The organism is Pseudomonas sp. PSPC2-3 (genome assembly GCF_049898265.1).
Lineage (GTDB): Bacteria > Pseudomonadota > Gammaproteobacteria > Pseudomonadales > Pseudomonadaceae > Aquipseudomonas > Aquipseudomonas veronii.
This window is the reverse complement of the sequence record NZ_JAFCXJ010000014.1, coordinates 37,570-55,753: the sequence shown is the minus strand read 5'-3', so window position 1 is coordinate 55,753 and position 18,184 is coordinate 37,570. Positions and strand designations below refer to the sequence as shown.

The 18,184-nt window shown below is 54.6% G+C and carries 25 protein-coding genes; 13 read left to right on the top strand and 12 right to left on the bottom strand.

The window, feature by feature from the left end; translation table 11 throughout:
- The first annotated feature begins 73 nt into the window (after nucleotides 1–73).
- Together ACP7E3_RS28820 and ACP7E3_RS28815 are read left to right on the top strand one after the other, a co-directional pair.
- The gene (locus ACP7E3_RS28820) at nucleotides 74–604 is read left to right on the top strand and encodes a hypothetical protein (RefSeq protein ID WP_009682497.1); all 531 of its coding nucleotides are present in this window, start codon (nucleotides 74–76) and stop codon (nucleotides 602–604) included.
- Complete coding sequence (locus tag ACP7E3_RS28815; protein WP_009682498.1) at nucleotides 591–1,283, top strand: hypothetical protein; 693 nt, start codon at nucleotides 591–593, stop codon at nucleotides 1,281–1,283. Before ACP7E3_RS28820 ends, ACP7E3_RS28815 begins: the two co-directional genes overlap by 14 nt.
- 41 nt (nucleotides 1,284–1,324) lie before the next feature.
- Here the strand turns inward: ACP7E3_RS28815 and icmT are convergent, their stop codons facing one another.
- The 6 genes from icmT to mobA are packed head-to-tail and all read right to left on the bottom strand — an operon-like array spanning nucleotide 1,325 to nucleotide 6,662.
- Nucleotides 1,325–1,588 (bottom strand): IcmT/TraK family protein, encoded by a 264-nt coding sequence (gene icmT, locus ACP7E3_RS28810; RefSeq protein ID WP_033690317.1) that lies wholly within the window; start codon nucleotides 1,586–1,588, stop codon nucleotides 1,325–1,327.
- Nucleotides 1,578–2,756, bottom strand: coding sequence for a plasmid transfer ATPase TraJ (traJ, locus tag ACP7E3_RS28805; protein ID WP_009682500.1), 1,179 nt, complete (start codon nucleotides 2,754–2,756; stop codon nucleotides 1,578–1,580). Before traJ ends, icmT begins: the two co-directional genes overlap by 11 nt.
- Entirely contained in the window at nucleotides 2,753–3,613 is an 861-nt protein-coding gene (locus ACP7E3_RS28800; RefSeq protein ID WP_009682501.1) for a type IV secretory system conjugative DNA transfer family protein, read from the bottom strand. Before ACP7E3_RS28800 ends, traJ begins: the two co-directional genes overlap by 4 nt.
- Before the next feature lie 14 nt (nucleotides 3,614–3,627).
- Nucleotides 3,628–4,086, bottom strand: coding sequence for a DotD/TraH family lipoprotein (locus ACP7E3_RS28795; RefSeq protein ID WP_009682502.1), 459 nt, complete (start codon nucleotides 4,084–4,086; stop codon nucleotides 3,628–3,630).
- Nucleotides 4,087–4,146: 60 nt separating this feature from the next.
- Nucleotides 4,147–6,360 carry a TraI/MobA(P) family conjugative relaxase gene (gene traI, locus ACP7E3_RS28790; protein WP_193936644.1) on the bottom strand — a complete coding sequence of 738 codons (2,214 nt, stop codon included), beginning with the start codon at nucleotides 6,358–6,360 and terminating at the stop codon, nucleotides 4,147–4,149.
- Nucleotides 6,360–6,662: a plasmid mobilization protein MobA gene (gene mobA / locus ACP7E3_RS28785; RefSeq protein WP_009682506.1), complete on the bottom strand. Its 303-nt coding sequence runs from the start codon at nucleotides 6,660–6,662 to the stop codon at nucleotides 6,360–6,362. Before mobA ends, traI begins: the two co-directional genes overlap by 1 nt.
- 246 nt (nucleotides 6,663–6,908) lie before the next feature.
- Between mobA and ACP7E3_RS28780 the strand changes: the two genes are divergently transcribed.
- From ACP7E3_RS28780 to ACP7E3_RS28750, 7 genes are all read left to right on the top strand, one after another.
- Entirely contained in the window at nucleotides 6,909–7,337 is a 429-nt protein-coding gene (locus ACP7E3_RS28780) for a hypothetical protein (RefSeq protein WP_009682507.1), read from the top strand.
- Nucleotides 7,338–7,348: 11 nt separating this feature from the next.
- Nucleotides 7,349–8,053, top strand: a complete 705-nt coding sequence (locus tag ACP7E3_RS28775; RefSeq protein ID WP_009682508.1) for a protein mobD — start codon at nucleotides 7,349–7,351, stop codon at nucleotides 8,051–8,053.
- Complete coding sequence (locus ACP7E3_RS28770) at nucleotides 8,046–8,675, top strand: hypothetical protein (protein ID WP_009682509.1); 630 nt, start codon at nucleotides 8,046–8,048, stop codon at nucleotides 8,673–8,675. The genes ACP7E3_RS28775 and ACP7E3_RS28770 overlap by 8 nt, the downstream gene beginning before the upstream one ends.
- 98 nt (nucleotides 8,676–8,773) lie before the next feature.
- Complete coding sequence (locus ACP7E3_RS28765) at nucleotides 8,774–9,274, top strand: hypothetical protein (RefSeq protein WP_009682510.1); 501 nt, start codon at nucleotides 8,774–8,776, stop codon at nucleotides 9,272–9,274.
- Nucleotides 9,275–9,309: 35 nt separating this feature from the next.
- Nucleotides 9,310–9,558 carry a hypothetical protein gene (locus ACP7E3_RS28760; protein WP_009682511.1) on the top strand — a complete coding sequence of 83 codons (249 nt, stop codon included), beginning with the start codon at nucleotides 9,310–9,312 and terminating at the stop codon, nucleotides 9,556–9,558.
- 71 nt (nucleotides 9,559–9,629) lie between these two features.
- On the top strand, nucleotides 9,630–10,154 hold the full coding sequence (locus tag ACP7E3_RS28755; protein ID WP_009682512.1) for a hypothetical protein: 525 nt from the start codon (nucleotides 9,630–9,632) through the stop codon (nucleotides 10,152–10,154).
- Nucleotides 10,154–11,101 (top strand): tyrosine-type recombinase/integrase, encoded by a 948-nt coding sequence (locus ACP7E3_RS28750; RefSeq protein WP_009682513.1) that lies wholly within the window; start codon nucleotides 10,154–10,156, stop codon nucleotides 11,099–11,101. The genes ACP7E3_RS28755 and ACP7E3_RS28750 overlap by 1 nt, the downstream gene beginning before the upstream one ends.
- Here ACP7E3_RS28750 and ACP7E3_RS28745 read toward each other — a convergent pair.
- From ACP7E3_RS28745 to ACP7E3_RS28730, 4 genes are read right to left on the bottom strand one after another with little or no spacing between them, the layout of a single operon-like run.
- Complete coding sequence (locus ACP7E3_RS28745) at nucleotides 11,083–11,424, bottom strand: hypothetical protein (protein ID WP_128637348.1); 342 nt, start codon at nucleotides 11,422–11,424, stop codon at nucleotides 11,083–11,085. The two genes, ACP7E3_RS28750 and ACP7E3_RS28745, sit on opposite strands and share 19 nt — an antisense overlap.
- Nucleotides 11,421–11,657, bottom strand: a complete 237-nt coding sequence (locus ACP7E3_RS28740) for a hypothetical protein (protein ID WP_009682515.1) — start codon at nucleotides 11,655–11,657, stop codon at nucleotides 11,421–11,423. The genes ACP7E3_RS28745 and ACP7E3_RS28740 overlap by 4 nt, the downstream gene beginning before the upstream one ends.
- A 30-nt stretch (nucleotides 11,658–11,687) precedes the next feature.
- A complete protein-coding gene (locus tag ACP7E3_RS28735; protein ID WP_009682516.1) occupies nucleotides 11,688–12,101 on the bottom strand; it encodes a hypothetical protein in 414 nt (137 codons plus the stop codon).
- Nucleotides 12,102–12,154: 53 nt separating this feature from the next.
- Nucleotides 12,155–13,762 carry a DNA sulfur modification protein DndB gene (locus ACP7E3_RS28730; protein WP_023662973.1) on the bottom strand — a complete coding sequence of 536 codons (1,608 nt, stop codon included), beginning with the start codon at nucleotides 13,760–13,762 and terminating at the stop codon, nucleotides 12,155–12,157.
- 192 nt (nucleotides 13,763–13,954) lie between these two features.
- On the opposite strand from ACP7E3_RS28730, the gene ACP7E3_RS28725 reads away from it, so the two are divergent.
- Nucleotides 13,955–14,356, top strand: a complete 402-nt coding sequence (locus ACP7E3_RS28725; RefSeq protein ID WP_009682518.1) for an AsnC family protein — start codon at nucleotides 13,955–13,957, stop codon at nucleotides 14,354–14,356.
- An 80-nt stretch (nucleotides 14,357–14,436) separates the two neighbouring features.
- Here the strand turns inward: ACP7E3_RS28725 and ACP7E3_RS28720 are convergent, their stop codons facing one another.
- Nucleotides 14,437–14,937 carry a hypothetical protein gene (locus tag ACP7E3_RS28720; RefSeq protein ID WP_009682519.1) on the bottom strand — a complete coding sequence of 167 codons (501 nt, stop codon included), beginning with the start codon at nucleotides 14,935–14,937 and terminating at the stop codon, nucleotides 14,437–14,439.
- A 156-nt stretch (nucleotides 14,938–15,093) separates the two neighbouring features.
- Between ACP7E3_RS28720 and ACP7E3_RS28715 the strand changes: the two genes are divergently transcribed.
- The 3 genes from ACP7E3_RS28715 to ACP7E3_RS28705 all read left to right on the top strand — a co-directional run bounded on the left by ACP7E3_RS28715 (nucleotide 15,094) and on the right by ACP7E3_RS28705 (nucleotide 17,362).
- Nucleotides 15,094–15,522: a LexA family protein gene (locus ACP7E3_RS28715; RefSeq protein ID WP_009682520.1), complete on the top strand. Its 429-nt coding sequence runs from the start codon at nucleotides 15,094–15,096 to the stop codon at nucleotides 15,520–15,522.
- A complete protein-coding gene (locus ACP7E3_RS28710; protein WP_009682521.1) occupies nucleotides 15,512–16,795 on the top strand; it encodes a Y-family DNA polymerase in 1,284 nt (427 codons plus the stop codon). The genes ACP7E3_RS28715 and ACP7E3_RS28710 overlap by 11 nt, the downstream gene beginning before the upstream one ends.
- A gap of 96 nt (nucleotides 16,796–16,891) precedes the next feature.
- Nucleotides 16,892–17,362 (top strand): hypothetical protein, encoded by a 471-nt coding sequence (locus ACP7E3_RS28705; RefSeq protein WP_009682522.1) that lies wholly within the window; start codon nucleotides 16,892–16,894, stop codon nucleotides 17,360–17,362.
- A 323-nt stretch (nucleotides 17,363–17,685) separates the two neighbouring features.
- Here the strand turns inward: ACP7E3_RS28705 and ACP7E3_RS28700 are convergent, their stop codons facing one another.
- Complete coding sequence (locus ACP7E3_RS28700) at nucleotides 17,686–18,174, bottom strand: single-stranded DNA-binding protein (protein WP_009682523.1); 489 nt, start codon at nucleotides 18,172–18,174, stop codon at nucleotides 17,686–17,688.
- Between the last annotated feature and the right edge of the window lie 10 nt (nucleotides 18,175–18,184).

Sequence of the window (18,184 nt, the reverse complement as noted above, 5' to 3'; positions counted from 1 at the left end):
AAATTCAGCGGAATGGGAAGCTCCGCGCCCTAAGGCCCAGGAGGGCTACGTCTGCTACATTTGAGGGGATCAAATGTCCTTTGGAACTGATGAAATTCAGCCAATTTGTGGGACGGATTTGGAGAGATGGCGGATCGAGAACGGTCTGACCAAGGTTGCTGCTGCAGACGCCTTTGGCCTGCAGAAAGCGAAGTGGGAAGAGCTAACAGGCCCGGATAAGTCGGCTGAGCAGATCAACGACCCCGTGGTGGCTATGCTGCTTTTTCTCTACAGAACGCATCCTGAGTCTTCACCGGTGCAACCGCCGTTGGATATCAAGGATTTTTACGACTATTTAGGACTGCAAGATTCGCCTCAAGATCGAGATACGTTTGCCACCCTTATTGGTAGATCGCCACCCTCGGTTTACCGCTTGATGCTTCATGATGGCAAGCCCGGTCGGCCGGTCATGAAGTGGGTTGAGGCCTTGAAGCGCATGGATTTGACACCTAAACAGTGCAAACGCGTGATGCAGGATGTCGTAAGTAAGGTAGGTGAACGACAGAAGGTGGAAAGGGTCTTGATTCAGGGTTGGTCAAAAGGTGGCATTGGTGAGCACGACTGAGAAAACAGACTCGCACATTATCGAGCTCTCCAGCGTTTACTTCTACGCTGGCCCAGCGCCGCGGGCGATCGCCTTGAAGGACTGCGGCGCGCTACTCAACGGGCAACCTGGGGACGTGTTCCCGGCACTGTACGGGTATCAGAGCAAGCAGGACGGCTTTATGGCGGCTCGGGCGTACGCTGACAAAAACCGACTCCATTTTACTGTTATCGATTTCCTGGTGGAGCTTGATCACAAGCAGAATCCACTCATGATGAAGCCGGAGGACCTGGCCAACCACGACTTTGTGTCGTTTGCCAGAATGTCCAGGAGCATGATGGATGATCTGCAGGATCTTCTGCGGGAAAGGTTGGTCTGCGAAGGCTTGACCCCGACAAAGACTGAATTGGCGAAGCCTCATCTATTGCTGCAGCAACGCCCCGAGTTGTTGAGCACACTGACGGCCGCTCCGGACTGGGAACATATGAAGGTAATTGCCTATCCTGCCAAGGTGGCCTTCAGTGAGAAGCCATTGACGGTAGGAGTGCTCCCCCATAAACACTGGTCGGCAATCAAGGAGGCGACTTGCCGCCTCAACCCCGGTATCCGGATCACGTTAGAACCTCCAGGGCCAGCCAGTACCGACGCTGCACCATTGGCTGCACAAGCCAGCAGGGACCGAGGTCCTCGAGCACGCTGAACGACTGACATCAAAAAACCGCCTCTCAGGGCGGTTTTTTTCTAATCTCTGAATCGGTTCCTGTACCACCACGGCCGTGACACGATCCGACCTCCGCGCATGAAGCCCAGGAACTTGTTCCAGCAAACATCCAGGGTCCACCCAATATGAGCCATGACGCCGAAGCAGACGATGATCATCACTGCGGTGATCCATACCCACGGTTTATGCCCTACATACAGACAGGCCATCAACGGCAGATAAGCCCCGCAGGGTATGCCGAAGGCCTTGGGTGAGATTGATGCGCCTCTCCAGCTAGATGCCATGGTTTAGACCCTCCAACTCCCAGCGTTTCTTGAACTCTTTAGCGCCGGCCAGGCTGATGAACTCGCCAGCATCAATGCGATCCGCTTGGAACAAACGCCAGGCTTTGTCATCCAGGGTGGCCTCGGCCTTCTCCAGTAAACCCCGAATGAACCGGCCCCAGTCCGTGTAAGGAAGGGACTGTAGTTCATTGCGCACCTCACGATCGAACACCAGGTACTCACGGATCGCAGCTCGCTTGCCGTCCGTGGTTTTGAGCAGGCGTTGAACCAGAATGACACGTAAGGCACCGGCCAGGCGTGAAGCCATACCGGCTTGCTGGTCAGGTGGATAGGTTTGAATTGCACGGTTGATCGTCTCAGCAACAGACTCGGTGTGCATGGTGGCAAAGCATAAGTGACCAGTCAGCCCAGCCTCAGTCATTGCCTCGATCGTCTCGCGGTCCCGAGCTTCACCGATACCGATGATACTGGGTTTACGACGCATGGCATTCCGAAGTGCTTTCGGGAAGTCGCCAATGTCTCTACGCAGTTGCGATTGCGACGGTTGCGGTCCCAACCAGTGCGGACCACCAAGTACATACTCGATGGGGTCCTCATAGGTGATCACTTTCCGGTCGGGCATTTCTGTCCCTGCCTTCTTGTACAGGCCCGCGAGGAAAGTTGTTTTTCCAGACCCAGTGGGTCCGCAGACCAGAACCAGGCCCATTTCTGCGTAGCAGCCCCGGATCAAGTCGGGCTCGATTCCCATTTTATCGATATCAGGCAGATCCGACGGAATCACCCGCATGGTGATCGAATAAGCCTCATCGATGCTGGCTATGCGCGCTTGAACAAAGTTGGTCCGAAAGCGAAGCGTGGTACCCCGAGCCAGCCCAAACTCTTCTCCAGCCAGCTCCAAGGCACGGTCAACACCCTCATCACCCTGCTTGATCATGCTTTCAATTTCAGCGGACCAAGCCGACGCCATCAACGGTGATAGCTGACCTTGCTTGATTGTCGTCGTTGACGCTTTCAGTTGCCGTCCATGCAGCTCGACCCAAATGTAGTCGCCGCCTTGTACGAGAATGTCAGACACCCCCCGATCCGCACACAGCTTCAGAAAGCGCATGAAATTATCGGGAGACAAGTCGCCCTCGAAATTGTACGGATCGAATATTGGACTCGTCACTTGGTCGCACCATCACCGGTCTGCCGGTACTGCGTTTTGACCGTAGGGCGCCATTTTTTAGGATCAGTCTCGAACGTCGCACGGCCGGTTACGCGACGCAATTTGTCGCCAAGCATCATTTGCTTACCATCACCCGTAACAGTCTGCTGGCTTTCAGCCACGCTGGTCGAGCTGATCATGTCGTTCTGCAGAAGAGAGGAATAGAGGTGCATGCCGAGGTAATCGCGGGTCAAACGATTGAAATTGGCGGCGAGGATAGCGTCCGCTTGTTTGTAACCATCGTCCCAACCTTTACGGACTGCTACCTCCCAGATTTCAGCCTCGTCACTGTCTTGAGGGCGTGCTTCGAAGTCGGGCAGTTCAACACTGGCATTCAGAGGCAGGCCAACATAGAGGTAGTCACGCCAAGTAGGGGGAACACTCACAAACCGTTCCTCCCGCTCAATTTTGTAGACGCGATTCGCTGTTCGGACCTGGTCTTGAGAGAACGCAGCAACGTCCCGGGCTTCTACGATAACTGGTGGAAGCGTGCCGTTCTTAGCGATCATGGGAGCGAACTTGAACATTGCATCGAGTGACGGCGATCGTGCGTTAAGGCCATCAACCAGCTCACGAGCTCGAGCTGCCATACCGCCGCGGAAGCCGACAGTGTTACCCATGTCGGTCAGCAATTGATTGCGAATGTCGGTGACCTTGGTGGTCGCTTTTGACTGTGGTTTCAGCAACGAGTCGAGATCAGGCGGTGCCGTTTCAACGACTGGAGCGCTTGTCTGCCCGCTGGCATCAAGCTCGGGGGTTTCACCCGCATGGACAGCAAGCGAAACCATCAGAGGCAACAATGCGAAAATCCGCTTCATAGCGTACCTCCAGCTCAGGCCTGAGGCCGGTTGTAATGAAGTTCCAACTTCCCGGGCGTCTGGGTCACATTGGCGCGGTAGCCAACTTGGGAGCGAATCATCAGCATCAAGGTGTTGTAGGGCACCTTGTTTACATCGATGTCGACCGGCAGCGGCATACGCACGCCCATGAACGAGAACTCAAGCCCACGATCCCGAGCCAAGGCTGCTAACAGTTCGACTGCATCGCCCTGCCACTTGAGCGACACACGCTGCTTGTCGTCCACGATGGTCGACGGAAGGCGCATCACCACGCGGCTATTAATCGCGCCCTGCTGATATAGGTCGGCCTGAGCCATCTCAATGCGTTGCGACGCTTCGAGGATCTGTTGGTCGATCAGCTGCTGGGCCGATTCGTCCGGTTTCTTCGATGCGCAGCCCCCAAGGGCAAGAGCCAAGGCAACCAGTGCCAGTGGGTAACGTGTGTTGGCCATTATCAAACCCTCCGTTGATTTCGTATAGATACTATAATACGGAATGAGCACAAGCAAACACTATCCCCCCCGCGGGCCGCTTCTTGACCTCTGCTGTGCGTCCCGCTCGGCCTTGAGCTCACGAAGCAATTTTTCGAGCTCTGGATCTGCTAGCGCACCGCTGTATCGTTCATCGACCAAAGCCTCGATCAGCGAGCGCTTAAATTCGGCACTGCCGGTGATCCGCAACGGACCAGGTGGTGCCGTGTTCGGCATCGCGCGTAAGGCGCGGGTGATCAGCTCACTGTCTACCGCTTGGCCAGGGAAGTTGAACTGGCCGCCAAGGTCTACAAATCCCGGATCGCCAGCGGCCCGCCGGTAAATGACTGTGCCGTTTCTCCTAACTACACCGAGCATTCCATCGATCGACTGATATTTAGGATCGAGATCCCGGGCAAATTCGAAACCGTTAGCTCCTTCAGCCTTCGCTGCGCGTTTCTCGCCATATGTGAAACCTCGCAGCTGACTGATTGCCCCTGGATCACCGGTGGCTGCTTCTTGCTCAACCCATTCACGATAACTGAGCCTTTTATTAGAAGGATCATTCTTTAAATCTGCGCGCATTTTTGAAATCTTAGTTTTCAGTTCCTCTCTAGCTCTTAGTGTCTCGAACGCCAAGATACTGTAAAATGCTTTTCGATCCTTTGGATTTTTAATACGCAATTTGATATCCAGGCGCTGCTGTCTGGAGTCATCGCGTACGCGTTTGAATTGTTGCTTGACCCACTCTTTATCAACTCGGCGATATACAAATTTTGTCCGATAGGCTTCGTATCGGGCACGTAGTGCCCTGCGCAAATTAGCTCGCTCTGTGCGGCGCTGCTGACGATCTTCGGGATTCCGTCGTGGGCTTGCGAATTTTTCGTAACTCATAAGAGCCATCAGCTCTTGTGTAACTTTACGCTCCTCATAGTCACCAAGACGCTTTTCCAATCGAGCCTTAGACAAGGCCTCGTGCATGTCGCTTGCTTTGATAGGCACCAAGCTCTGTTCTTCAAGCGAATAAATACCCATGCCGCGACCTTTGGGTTTGATCCCCAACCCAAATCGCGCTAGTTCCGCGTGCAGTTTCTGCCAGGTAAGGCTTTTCTTTTTCAGAAGCGTTGCAATTGCATCGCGAGGTTCACCGCGAGAATAAGTGTGCAGACTTTCCTGGTCAAGATGACGTTCCATATCCGCAGCACGAGTAGGCTGTTTACCTTGAAATTTGGGTTTAGGCGCTGACCAGGCAATTTCAGGCGAGCCCTTTTTGTCTTTGACACTGTAGGGACCATTGTCATGAGTCCAACCATAGCGAAGCTCAAGCTCTCGCATTGCATAATCGAGCTTAAAATAATCTCTATCCGGGTACACCGCGTTATACGAATCGGGGTGAACCCGATTCACCGTCATGTGTAAGTGAACATTGTCCGTGTCATGATGGATAGCAAACACATACTGGTGCTCCGCCATACCGACCGCATCCATTGCATGCAGAGCACAATCGAAAGCTTGATCATCAGTTGGTTTCTCTGATTGCGGCCAGCTCAAGATGACATGGTAAACAGGATCCTTAACACGTGAATTTTGAGCCGCGACTGCTTTCATTTCTGCCGCGGCTGTCGCCAAGCTCAAGCAGTTGTGCTGGCAGGATACACCGGAACGTGTAACTTCCCTTACTGGTGCTCCGAGGAGGAGTCCGGATTCGAGCTCGGCGATAGCATTGAGCTCATCTCCTGCATCCCTTCTTTGAGCGGCTGCAGCATGAAACGCAAGGTTGGCTCCACGGGATCTTGCTCTTGCCGCAAAGTCAGGATGATTTCTAACAGCTTGTCGGAGATGGTTTGCTGCTGCTGCAAGATGGTGCTGAGCAACGGCAAGACGGCTTTCATGTCCATCAGCGCTTACCCCTCGTTCTGTGATGGGTCCAGGCTCGTCAATGCGGACTGGAACTGGGTGTTGATCCTGTTGATATCGACGCCAATTGGAATCAAGAGCAATTCCAATACTTCGAGCACGTTCTCGGATGGCATTTTGAGTTGCAGCATCAATTCGTCCAATCTCTCGCAAACGGTCTGCTGCTCTTTCGATATGTTCTCGAGCAGACTCAAGAATTGAGTCGTCTCTTCGGGTGTGGCCTGGATTGAGCTCATCCGTTTGTGTCTCCTTTTCTTCGTCACGTTCTGTCGCGTAGTCGACCAACGCCGAGAAGCTTGAGCTCCCATCGGCCCGTTTCGGTGGAACCTTCGCAAGCATTACGAACCGATCCTTTCGATAGCAGCTTTCAACGCCACCAGGATCTGTGCGTACTCTTTTGAAAGCTTCCCACCGCCTTCATTGAACAAGTGTTTCTGGAGGCCTCCGAGCCTCCGCAGTTCGTTGAGGATATGCCCCTCCACCTTAGACCTGGTACGTCTCCCAAGCGCAGCTGCGAGCATGAATTGACCCACGCTCTGGCCGCAGTCCTTCGCCTTGTCACGGACGATTTCCTCTTCATCCTCGAAGCACCGGATAGGTGGTAGCCGACCGGTGCGACGCCTTTGCTCACTGGTACTCATAAGCAGGATCCTCAGGTGTTCCAAGGGGTCTCGGGGCGCAGCCCTGAGCAGGGTGGTAGGCATCGCAAGGGAGTGAAACGACTGTCAGCGATGCCGGTTGGACGGACGCCATTTATGGCGGGAGTACAAACCCTACCCTGTCCAAAACTGTAGACCTAGTTTCGTATCAAGGCTATCGTACGGAACTTGACTACGCAAGGGATGCCCATAGAATCAGGGCATAGAGGACGTTAGGGGGACGGCAAAATGGGATTCACCATTTCGCAAATCGAGAAGCTCATGGGCGATCTCGAAAACCTGCCAGAGGTAGAACAACCGGACAAGCCGGTCTCAAAGCTGAAAGCAGTCGAGATGATGCAAGGATCGATAAAAGAGCTGCAATCACGCGGCTACAGCCTGGCGAAGATTTCCGAAATTTTGACTGCAGGTGGAATGCAAATTTCTGAGACAACGCTGAAAAGCTATCTCACTAGGGCGAGGGGTTCTGTGAAAGGCAAAACCCGGCGCACGCCAAAAGCCCGGGTTAAGTCTTCCGGCGAGGATCGCCAAGGCGGGAAAGAAAAATCCACTCAGGCCGGCGCGAAGGCGGCTCAGGGTGTACGTCAGGTAACAACCGGGGTAACACGAGATGGGAATCCCGGTTTCCAACCGAAAACAGATACGGATGACATTTGAGGAGCAACCCTATGAAAGAAAAATCGACTACCCAGGTTGGTCAAATCTACGTCAGCGGTGGTGGCAAAGGAGGCGTAGGCAAAAGCTTCACTACGATAGGTTTGGTTGACACTTTGATCCAAGCTGGATTCAAGGTCTTGCTGATTGAATCGGATACCTCCAATCCAGATGTTTGGAAGATGTATAAAGACGAAATAGAGTGCAGGCTGATTGATCTGGACGACGCAAACGGCTGGATTGACCTGGTCAACGTCTGCGACGAATTCCGCGATCACGTTGTGGTAGTCAACACAGCAGCACGGAACAATAAAGGCGTAGCTGCGTACGGAGAAACGTTGAACAGCACGCTCGGTGAACTGAACCGGAAACTCATCACTCTCTGGGTGATCAACCGACAGCGAGACAGTCTGGAACTGCTCAAGGAATATCGAGAAGCGCTGCCAGGATCAACTACTCATGTTATCCGAAATGCTTACTTCGGTGATGAAATCAAGTTTGAGCTTTACAACAATTCAAACATCAGGGAAAGCATCGAGGGCGCAGGCGGAAAGTCACTGATGCTGCCAGACTTGGCCGATCGGGTGAGTGATGATTTGTACAGCAAACGACTTTCGATCGGAAAAGCTTTGAAAGAATTACCAATCGGAAATCGCGCTGAACTGACCAGGTGGCGTCGCGATGTGAATAAGGTGATGGGGGAGGTTATCAATGGATGATATTGAGGTAGCTTTCGAGAAACTCTTAGGGAGGCAAGCCTCTGATAAAGAGGTGCAGGATCTCTATAGGGTTAAAAATGCATTGAATCTGCATAATAATGATTCGCTCTGGCTAATCTTAATGGCCTTGCAGTCCTACGACACGATGTATGCAAAGTATCCAGAGCTGATTGCCAGGCAGGTTGACAAACAAGTTGACAAGCATAAGTCATTGTTCGCCGAGATGGCAGACGCAGAAACAAAAAAGGCGCTCTCTACATTGTCCGTTGCTGTAAGCGAAGCTAGTCAAGCTGTTGCGCTGAAAGTTGCTGATGCCGCTCGATGGAGAGCCTGGGGATTCGTTTTATTCGCGCTTCTCTGTTTTGCCGGCTTGTGCATGACTGTCGGGTTTGTGCTTGGCAGCGGGCAGGTTCCTTATTGGGCTCAAATTGGCTCGGCAAGGGGACCACTCTTCAATATCGTCACGATAATCCTCAATGCCCCCGTCGGGTGGCTACTCCCCATTATCGCTGCTGAGTTATTCGGAGCAACATTCATATATCAAAAACCTACAATCAGGTCGGTCTTGTTGCTGGGGCTATTGCTGGCCTTATCGTTGCTTTCCCTGGGGTTTGTACTATGACAAGTGGGCCATTATTTTTTTGGCCCATTTATTCCGTATGATACATACTATACGGAATTAGGATGTGTAATGACTCTACGTCAATACGGAGGTCAATTATGGAAGCGTACTCAAACATCAAGGCGTATCGCAGTGTCGGCCTGGACATCAAGGGCTACAAGGAAGCTGAGGCCTCCAGAGGCCTCGCGTGGTCCTGCAAAGTGTATCTCCACAAAAAAATGCTTGGGCTTGTATCCAACAATGGCGATGGCGGCATGACGCGGGTTGAAATCGATTATGCTCAGCAAACGAACTTGGTTGCGCAGTTGAAAGCGCAAGGCTACCAACTTCAATTGACCTTCCAAGGGCACGCTATGGATGAGCCAACTGAAACGCCAGAATGGCTCGACATGGCCATCACCCAGATGATCGATGAAGTTGCCCAGCTGCGGAGATTGAAACGTCTCGGCAAGACTCATCTGATCGTCCTGCAGCATTCGAACTCACCAGAATTCTCCTTCTATAAAGCGCCTCCTAGTGACACCTCGATTGCTCGTATTCGTCGTCAGCTGGGCCCGGATCTGGCCTGCGTCATGAATGCGGAAATTGCCGCCCTGTAGGGCATTTGATGCCCGATCACTGAAGGATGGACCCTATGGACTTGAAAGACATGCTTAGACAGCTCGATGAAGACCTGCTTGCCGAAATCTTGGAAGCCGCGCATTGCGCCCTGAATCGACCAGGTGCAGCCAAACGAGTAGCAAAAGCAATGAACACCTCGGTTGACCGTGTTCGGACCCTGGCCTACATCTCTGCCCAGCTCAACCTGTGTCCAAGGCTTGTGCCAGACATCAGCACAATGAAAGAAATGGAAGCATTTCAAGCGCGCTTGAGCGCTGCATAGCCTCCCTCCCCCCGCGTTCATAAATTGGTGATAAAATACGTTATCACCAATTTTGGACAGGGAGAGGTTTTGTGGACTGGTTTGACCCTCTGCGTGATTTTTTCGAACACACGCGCCGGAAATCCCCAAAAACGACCAAGCTCGAACAATCCGTTCAGTTAGTGACTGAACGGGAGAGTTCGCACCCGCTCCAATTTGGTTATCCGTCTCCGACCATTTACGCCGGCATTTATGCCGGCGCTACGCGCGTGGGTAGTATCGAATACGGTTTGAACCCGATCCTCGACCGCGTGTACGTTCACAAGATTGATGTGGACGATCAGCACCGCGCAAATGGCCATGGCCTGGCCACTTTAAAAGTGCTTCATGAACAGCACCGGGTTCCGATCGTGCCGGTTCATGTCTGGGGATCTGCACTAGGCTTTTGGTCGAAGGCAAAATCCGCCTTGGCAAAGTCTGGTGGCTCCATTGCCGCTGAAATCCGTGGTGAAGATGAGATGGATGCGGAAACTCAACGGTGGGAGCGATTACTGAACGCTAAGCCTGTCGATCCTGTAGATACCAGCACGCCTAATAGACGACGGCGGATGCGTTGATGAAAGACATTCAGATAACCAGGCAGCCTGGCAAACTCACTGAAGCGCAGTACCTGGCTCTATCTGAGGTGCCAGCTGCTACCGAGTGGTTGGCCAACATTGATAACCCGCAGACCCGCCGTGCCTACAGCATCGATATCGGCGATTTCACCGCTTTCGTGGGCATTGTCCATCCGGACCAGTTCAGAGAGGTTCAACGCGCCCATGTTCTAGCTTGGCGAGCTGACCTCGAGCGCAGAGTGTTGTCCGCCGCAACCATCCGGCGAAAGCTTGCTGCGTTGACCAGCCTGTTTGATCACCTGCTGGACAGCAACGCTGTGGCGGGAGGCAATCCCGTCCATGGCGTCAAGCGGCCTCCGAATGAAAGCAATGAAGGTAAAACGCCGGCGCTGGGCGACGACCAGGCCAAGGCACTACTTGATGCTCCAGATCTGGATAGCGTGAAGGGGCTTCGCGATCGAGCCCTGCTGGCGGTTCTCCTATACCACGGATTGCGTCGTGAGGAGGCAGCTATGTTGGATGTCGACGACCTGCAGGAACGCCGCGGCGTTCGTCATTTGAAGGTGCATGGCAAAGGTCGCAAGGTGCGCTACCTGCCACTCCATCCAGTGGCTGCAGAGCGGATCCACCAATACCTGGAAGCGGATGGCGAGCGGACCACGGGCCCATTGTTTCGCTCTGTTCGCGGACGGACCCCAGGGGCGCGTTTGCTGGCCAACGGTATTTATTCGATCATCGGGTTTTGGGCCAAAACGGCCGGCATTGCGGTGGCTGGCCTTGGTGTGCATGGGCTGCGGGCTACTGCCGCAACCAATGCTTTGGAGCACGAGGCTGATATCGCGAAGGTCCAGACCTGGCTGGGACATTCCAATATCAGCACGACGCGCCTTTACGATCGGCGTGGCCAGCGGCCGGAGGATTCGCCGACCTACAAGGTCAAATATTGACGCGGATTCTCCAGGGCATCATCAAACGCCGCGTTCGCACGTTCACGGAACAGATTGCGCCAGAAGATTGCCCATGGATTGAAAGCCAGAAACGGGCCGGTAACATAAATTGCGAACGTTTGAGAGATGTCCCCAGGCAAGCCGATTCGCTCAATCACCATTCCGAGTGCAACCGTAATGCAAACAGCCTTGATTGCACCGCAAACGACATTGACCAGCTGGTCCCGCCAAAGCATCCGGTCGCGTAGCGCAGCACGCATCGCAACTTTCCTGGCGGTATCGGCCGCGAGCCACATCCTCTCCATTTCTTCGAGCTCCTTCATACTGGCGACCAGTGCGTGGCACCGTTGTAGGCATCCCCCCCTTCAGCGATGAACACCTGACCGGCAGGGTCCACTGCGATAGCGCCTGGCTGCTCATGCTGAGGGTCGCGCAACTCATTTTTCCAACCGTATACGGTCCCCTGCCAGACCAGGACGATTCCTCCCTGATTGCATTGGTTGCTATCGCGCCAGTTCTGGGCTGTCTTCTGAAGGGTGCTGATTTCAAGTTCCATGAGTTCCTCCGCGAACAATCCATCCCGGGATTAGTGGAAATTTTTCCGATACAGCCAGTAGTACCCGCCACCCAGAATCGCTGCGAGCCCTACCCACTTCACCGCGCTCGAGGCCCACCAAGCAACCGGTGGCGTCTGCCCTGGAAACGCAAGGCCGACCGCTCCCCACTCTGTCATCCCAGGCCAAAGCCCTCCCCAGATCGACCCAACTGCCAGCGGTAGAACACCTACGGCAGTGATCATTCCAATACCATCAGGCTGGGTCTCGCACCAGAGACCTGTCCCGAGTATGCCGACCGCAATCAGCACCCCGAGCATCATCCAGGCGTGTGCGGCAAAGCTTACTTCCGGTAGCAACTGCAGCACACCGTGCGTGAAAGCCGCAGCGACTACAGCCACCAGCGCAGTACCAACCGGTATCAGCCTTTCAGTTCCTACAGACATATCGATCTCCTTGAAGTGTGATCGAGGCGCCTACGCGCCTCGCTGCGGTGTACTCACTTGATGATGCGCTGGTGCAATTCGGCCAGCGATTCCGGCATAGGAATGTTGGCAATCGAAAGCAGCTGAGCGGCAGTGGCTTTGGTCCCGTCGACCGTCTTCTGCATTTTGCCCAATACCACGCACCGATTCTCCCACATGCCGTCGCTCTTTGACGGTTGAAGCGCCTCGAGCGGTCTCAACACATGCCACTTGGCCTTGCCTGGATCAATGACCTTGGCGCTCTTCTCTTGAGGCGATAGATGCGTACCGTAAAACAGCGCTTCACGACCGAACGTCCCAAGCGCCTCCAGGAAGACCGCGTGTCCAATGACGAAATTCTCACGCACATCCGAGGCAGCGATCTTGCCGGAAACCATATTGCCCCACTGGGGGATGTACTTCTCACAACCTTCGAGGAACTCACGCACAAGATCGGCGCAGTCCATTAGCTCATCATCACTCAGGCCAGTGATAGTTTTCTCACTGAGCCCCGTAAGCAGTGTCACGAATTTTTTGAAGGCAATCAGGCTCCAGAGCTTGGACGAACGCATGCCCGGAGTACCGTTCTCGAAGTCGATCTTGCGCTTGATCGCAGGAAGCTGTGTGAGGAGATCCTGGAGCCAGGTGTTGTATGGATTGCGATGATCATACAGCGCATTGATCGCGCTGGACGGCTTCACCGCCTTGCTGTTGATGTCAGCAAAGATCTGTTGAGAGCGCTGCAGGCCTTGGTCAAAGTGAATCTGTACCGGCGCCGTTTCATGGCGCAGCGTCTCGTCGTTGCGCAGTGCCATTTCGATAGCCAGGCGCCGGTGCTGCCCATCATTGATCAGCATGGTGGCGCTCATGGGAATGTGTAGCGTGCCCAGCTGCTCGATGCCTTCAAGCGCTTCAAAAGCCATAGCCTTGTCGACGCTCGCCGTTAGCGCCGGCAGTACATAGGTGTCCCGGTTGTCGAGCATGTATTCACTGATAGATTCTGCCCGTTTCTTGTTCAACGCACGCTGAGCGCGCAATTCCGCAGGCACGGCTTCCTCTTCGTCGAAAACAAACAGGCGAGCCAGGATTGGGTATGGAATCTGGGCGAGAAAATACTCCTGCCCAGCCTGGATACCACGCACGGCTGGTACGGCAAAGCAGGGTTGGTTACGAATCTCATCGATAGCTTTTTGAGCCTCGAACCCTCTTGCCCGCAAGTGTGCATGCTCCTGATATCGGATCTGTTGCTCAAGATGTTCTGCCCGAACCTCTTCTTCGTACCACTCTTTGAGCTCCTCCAAAGTGATGCCTAAATGCTGCAGGTGATATCCAGCGTCGTCAGCCATTACGTTTCGCTTACCGGTGAGCTCGTCGGACAAGATTGCTCGCATCAGTCGCTTGCCATACTCACGGCGCTCATTCAGCTCATGTTGATTCAACAGGTCTTCCCGCAAATCCCCCTTCTTCACCAGGCTCTCTGAATGAACCGCCACAAAAAGGCCGTACTCGCCTTTGCGCTTGTTGGCTTTGTCCGCGGCATTACGAGCCGCTGTGCCATCCCTGTGAATCGAAACAACCTCCCCCGGTACAAACCGCTGTGTCTCAAGGGAGCACGCTTCTTTGGCGATCACTGCGTCGTACATTCCAGCCTCCGATTACCTGGTGAGAATGCACAAATGATAATATGCGTACGTACGTATGTACATACTTTTATGTGAAGGCAATGGCGCGGCGGCATAGCTAACACATATATGTATTAGGCTAAGTTTCTTCTACTGCGCTACCGTGCGCGTCTTCAAGCACTTCAACCGGTCACATCCAGCCTGGAAGCAGCGATGCCCAAATATTCCAAGATCGAACCCTACGACTGGCTTCTTGGCCAATGCTACGACCGCATTGTGGCCTACCTGGCGGGCACGACTACTAATGCGGTCCAGATCCGTCGGGCCAATAAAGGCATCCCACCATATGCGGACGACAAAACGATCAGCAAACCCTATGACCCGCTCTTGGGCACTATGTCGGACGTAGCCCTGGCAAAAATATTCTGCGTCACTGCGTACGAAATTGGCCGCCGGCGACGGCTATTGAAAGTGGATATTTACGAACCCCGCCAAGGGCAAAAGCTGGAAGATTTCGATCATCTTCTCCCGACCACAAGTAACGCGGAGATTGCACGCCGCGCAGGCTGCTCCAGACAAGCTGTCGCCCAGCGCCGCAAGAGACTGATCGTGTGAAGCCTGTCCTCCCTAGCGCGACGGTTGCCCATTTATAGCCTAAAACATATATGTTTTAGGCTAACTAACGCATCTATTTATTAGGCTCCTGAATTTCCTTGGAGCTCTTTGACCGCGGCCTCGACGCGGTCGACGTACTCTTCCTTGTGGCGCTCACGGATCACCGTCATCTCGTATATGAGCAAACTCACCTGCGGAGACAGCTGCGCTTCAATACTGGCCATGTCTTCCTGGACCACGCCAGATTTTTGCGCTGCGGTACGGCCAGGCGTACCAAAGAAAGTTAGCGCCTTTCGGAAATCTACCCCACGGCCGATTAGCCGTTCACACACGTGCTCAGCAACTGTAGGGGTGATGTCCAAGCCAGCATCACGAGCAATCACCAGCTCGGAAAACACTAATCCTCGCTTGCACCGCTTGTGCGCTGCAGCAACCCGTGCGCCGCATCGACCAGCCATAGACCTGGGATCCCCTACCCCAAGCGTCAGCATGTTCATAAACGCATCAAGAAGCTCGGCATACGCGGCCTCTATCTCCTCTTCATAGATCTGTAACAGCCTTTCTTTTTCGAGCACTTGCATAGTTTTGCCCTAACTAAAGCATATATCTGTTAGGGTACTATAGGCGGAAATCTCAGGGACTGTCAGCTCCTGGAAACGCCTTTTGTCTAACCGACGCTAGTCGCGCAGCGATTGCTGGATTACTGTATATGCAAACAGTAATTGCTGGTGTCTTTTATGAATGCCCTCACGCCGTATCCACTGGCGCCGTCGACGCAGCTGCTCCAAGTCTTGGCTGGTACTGCAGCGGGCGGTTTCCCAAGCCCCGCGGCTGACTACTACGAAGCCCCTCTGTCCCTGGATGAGCGCATGAATATTCGTGCTCCTCACGTCTGGATCGTCCAGGTTGAAGGTGACAGCATGCGCGACGCCGGCATCTTCGATGGTAGCCTCCTGGTAGTCGACCGATCAATTTCTCCGACTGCCGGCCATATCGTACTAGCTTACGTCGACAATCAACCTCTAGTGAAGCGGCTGGCCAGGTCAGCTGCAGGGTGGGTATTGGAGTCGGCAAATCCAGCGTACAAGAGCATCGCTCCCAGCGAATATGGCACCATTGAAGTGTTCGGCGTCGTGACATGGGACCTGACGCCCCATGCACACTAATCATCAGCCTATCTTCGGCCTGGTGGACGTCAACTCGTTCTACTGCAGCTGTGAACGCATTTTCAGACCAGAGCTGCGACAGCGCCCAGTCGTCGTATTGTCCAACTCGGACGGCTGCATCGTGGCACGTACCCCTGAAGCGAAAGCGCTCGGTCTGAAAATGGGAGATCCCTATTTCAAGGTGCGCTCGTTTCTGGAGCGGCATGGCGTCGCCGTGTTCAGCAGTAATTACACCCTCTACGGGGAATTGAGTCATCGATGCGGTGTCGCCATCGCGTCGTTGGTGCCGGACTGGGAGCGATACTCCATCGATGAGCTGTTTGTTCGACTGGACGGGCTACCTGAGCCGATCGCTGATGTTGGCAGGGCCATTCAAACCCGCGTGCTGCAGTGGACAGCGCTGCCGGTCGGCATTGGCATCGGTCACACGAAGACCCTAGCCAAGGCTGCGCAGCACGCCTCAAAGGTTTGGCGGGAAAGAACTGGCGGCGTCGTCGACCTGCGCAAGCCGGAAGCCGTTGAATGGCTGCTCAGACGCATGCCGGTCGATGAGGTATGGGGCATTGGCAGACGCATGCGGGAAAACCTCGCAAGCGACGGTATCAGCACAGCTTGGGAGCTCTCCCGGGCGGACGCCAGGGCCATGGGACGCAAATACAGCGTAGTGCTTGAACGTACGATACGTGAGCTGCAGGGCGAGTCCTGCATGGACCTGGAGCAATCCGTAGCGCCCAAGCAATCGATCTGCTCAAGCAAAATGTTCGGTCAGCGCGTCCATACGCTCAAAGGCCTACAGGAGGCCTTGGCGACATACATACACCGTGCCGCCGAGAAGCTGCGCATGCAGCGCTCGCTGTGCGGGGCCATGCGGATAGGCATCCAGACTTCGTTTCACGGGGACGGGGCGAAGTATGCGAACGCGGCAACGTGCATACCGCCCTACCCTACCGACGATGTACGCCAGTTGACCAAATGCGCCCTGCAGGCGGTCGAGCAGATCTACCGGCCAGGTTTCGCGTACAGCAAGGCCGAAGTCTTGCTGATGGATCTGCGCAAGCGAGGGGAGTTCACGCAGGACCTTTTCAGCCCGAGCCAGCCTGAGCGCTCCGACGCACTCATGGCTGCCATGGATCGGATCAATCGTCGGTGGGGGCATGACTGCTTGCGCACTGCTGCCGTTCCGCTGACGCCGGACTGGGGTATGCGCCGGGCTCTGCTAAGCCCCAGTTATATGACCAGCTGGGACCAACTTTGGAAGGTCGGATGCCGGTGACAAAAAAAGCATCCTCAAGGCATGCGGGGGAGATAAAACAAAGCCCGCACAGACAGGCTTGAAGGTAATATGCCACCACAATGACTCGGGGGCCGCGTGACAGGAATTCTTAAACTCAAGCCGAACCAGCTGATCGAGCACCCGAATGGGGGCCATGTGTTCGGCGTGATTCCGGAGATTGTCCGTCTGGGCGCTGCTGAAGCTTCCGTCTACCTGAAGGCCGGCCTGCACCGGATGAGGCCCGGACAGCCCGCCGCTGGCTACGGTGTCAAGCACATCTGGGAAGGCAAGAAAAAGGAGCTGCGCAGTCGAGGCTGCACCAAGGCTGACGATGTGCCGCTGTTCGTGGCGAATCTCATTGTCCTGGGCGCAGAGCTTTACCATGATTCCGCGCATCCTCGAGCGGCGATGAATCGCATCACGATCCTGCGCACGCAGGATGGGACATTGCTGCTGGAGCCGCTGATGGATCGCAACCTGGGGTTTCACTATTCAGTGGTCACCTGGACGCCGCGCACCAAGCCCATGGGCATTCAGGTTGGCACCATTGCCAAAAACCGGGCATGAAAAAAGCGGCCCGAGGGCCGCTTTCTTCTTGGTTCGAGAGGCTATAGTCGCAGCGATTCTTTAGCTTTGAGGCTCGTTTCCGTGTCTCTTGGGTCAGAATCCAATCGAGTCAAGCAGCCATACGAAGGTGGCCTATCGATTGTCCCTACGTCAGTGAGTACCAGTTTCACTGCTGCCGAAAGTCCGGGGGGCCAATACTGGACAGCCAAGCCCGGAAATGCGCGTTTGCAGTCCTCAAGACAAACTCTACCAACCCCTGAGCGATTATTCAACGGATAGTTGAATAGGGGCCAGGTTAAATGCGAAACGGCAGACCCTAAAGGCTAGAACGGCAAATCGTCATCAAAGTTATCAAAGTCAGGCTCCGGTTGGGGTGCTGGTTGGTCGGGAGCCCGGCGCGGCGGCTGACGTGGTGTTTGCTGGTGGCCAGCCTGGTAATGCTGATCGCCGCCCTGCTGTTGGCCTTGCGGACGGCCACCGAGCAGCTGCATGGTGCCGTTGATGTCGACAATGATCTCGGTGGTGTAGCGTTTGATGCCGTCCTTTTCCCACTCCCGGGTCTGCAGTTTGCCTTCTATATAAACCTGCGAACCCTTGCGCAGATATTCTCCGGCGATTTCGGCTACCTTACCGAACAGCGACACACGGTGCCACTCGGTACGCTCGACCTTTTGGCCCGACTGCTTGTCATTCCACTGCTCGCTGGTAGCCAAGCTAAGGTTGGTGACGGCGTTGCCATTAGGCAGGTAGCGGACTTCGGGATCCTGGCCACAGGTGCCGACCAGAATGACTTTGTTTACTCCTCGAGCCATGATGTCTCTC

Bases quoted from the DNA above. Each gene is read 5' to 3' on its own strand.
- ACP7E3_RS28820 (WP_009682497.1), top strand. From the start codon at position 74: ATGTCCTTTGGAACTGATGAAATTCAGCCAATTTGTGGGACGGATTTG.
- icmT (WP_033690317.1), bottom strand. From the start codon at position 1,588: ATGGCATCTAGCTGGAGAGGCGCATCAATCTCACCCAAGGCCTTCGGC.
- ACP7E3_RS28800 (WP_009682501.1), bottom strand. From the start codon at position 3,613: ATGAAGCGGATTTTCGCATTGTTGCCTCTGATGGTTTCGCTTGCTGTC.
- ACP7E3_RS28795 (WP_009682502.1), bottom strand. From the start codon at position 4,086: ATGGCCAACACACGTTACCCACTGGCACTGGTTGCCTTGGCTCTTGCC.
- traI (WP_193936644.1), bottom strand. From the start codon at position 6,360: ATGCTTGCGAAGGTTCCACCGAAACGGGCCGATGGGAGCTCAAGCTTC.
- mobA (WP_009682506.1), bottom strand. From the start codon at position 6,662: ATGAGTACCAGTGAGCAAAGGCGTCGCACCGGTCGGCTACCACCTATC.
- ACP7E3_RS28780 (WP_009682507.1), top strand. From the start codon at position 6,909: ATGGGATTCACCATTTCGCAAATCGAGAAGCTCATGGGCGATCTCGAA.
- ACP7E3_RS28775 (WP_009682508.1), top strand. From the start codon at position 7,349: ATGAAAGAAAAATCGACTACCCAGGTTGGTCAAATCTACGTCAGCGGT.
- ACP7E3_RS28770 (WP_009682509.1), top strand. From the start codon at position 8,046: ATGGATGATATTGAGGTAGCTTTCGAGAAACTCTTAGGGAGGCAAGCC.
- ACP7E3_RS28765 (WP_009682510.1), top strand. From the start codon at position 8,774: ATGGAAGCGTACTCAAACATCAAGGCGTATCGCAGTGTCGGCCTGGAC.
- ACP7E3_RS28760 (WP_009682511.1), top strand. From the start codon at position 9,310: ATGGACTTGAAAGACATGCTTAGACAGCTCGATGAAGACCTGCTTGCC.
- ACP7E3_RS28750 (WP_009682513.1), top strand. From the start codon at position 10,154: ATGAAAGACATTCAGATAACCAGGCAGCCTGGCAAACTCACTGAAGCG.
- ACP7E3_RS28745 (WP_128637348.1), bottom strand. From the start codon at position 11,424: ATGAAGGAGCTCGAAGAAATGGAGAGGATGTGGCTCGCGGCCGATACC.
- ACP7E3_RS28740 (WP_009682515.1), bottom strand. From the start codon at position 11,657: ATGGAACTTGAAATCAGCACCCTTCAGAAGACAGCCCAGAACTGGCGC.
- ACP7E3_RS28735 (WP_009682516.1), bottom strand. From the start codon at position 12,101: ATGTCTGTAGGAACTGAAAGGCTGATACCGGTTGGTACTGCGCTGGTG.
- ACP7E3_RS28730 (WP_023662973.1), bottom strand. From the start codon at position 13,762: ATGTACGACGCAGTGATCGCCAAAGAAGCGTGCTCCCTTGAGACACAG.
- ACP7E3_RS28725 (WP_009682518.1), top strand. From the start codon at position 13,955: ATGCCCAAATATTCCAAGATCGAACCCTACGACTGGCTTCTTGGCCAA.
- ACP7E3_RS28720 (WP_009682519.1), bottom strand. From the start codon at position 14,937: ATGCAAGTGCTCGAAAAAGAAAGGCTGTTACAGATCTATGAAGAGGAG.
- ACP7E3_RS28715 (WP_009682520.1), top strand. From the start codon at position 15,094: ATGAATGCCCTCACGCCGTATCCACTGGCGCCGTCGACGCAGCTGCTC.
- ACP7E3_RS28710 (WP_009682521.1), top strand. From the start codon at position 15,512: ATGCACACTAATCATCAGCCTATCTTCGGCCTGGTGGACGTCAACTCG.
- ACP7E3_RS28700 (WP_009682523.1), bottom strand. From the start codon at position 18,174: ATGGCTCGAGGAGTAAACAAAGTCATTCTGGTCGGCACCTGTGGCCAG.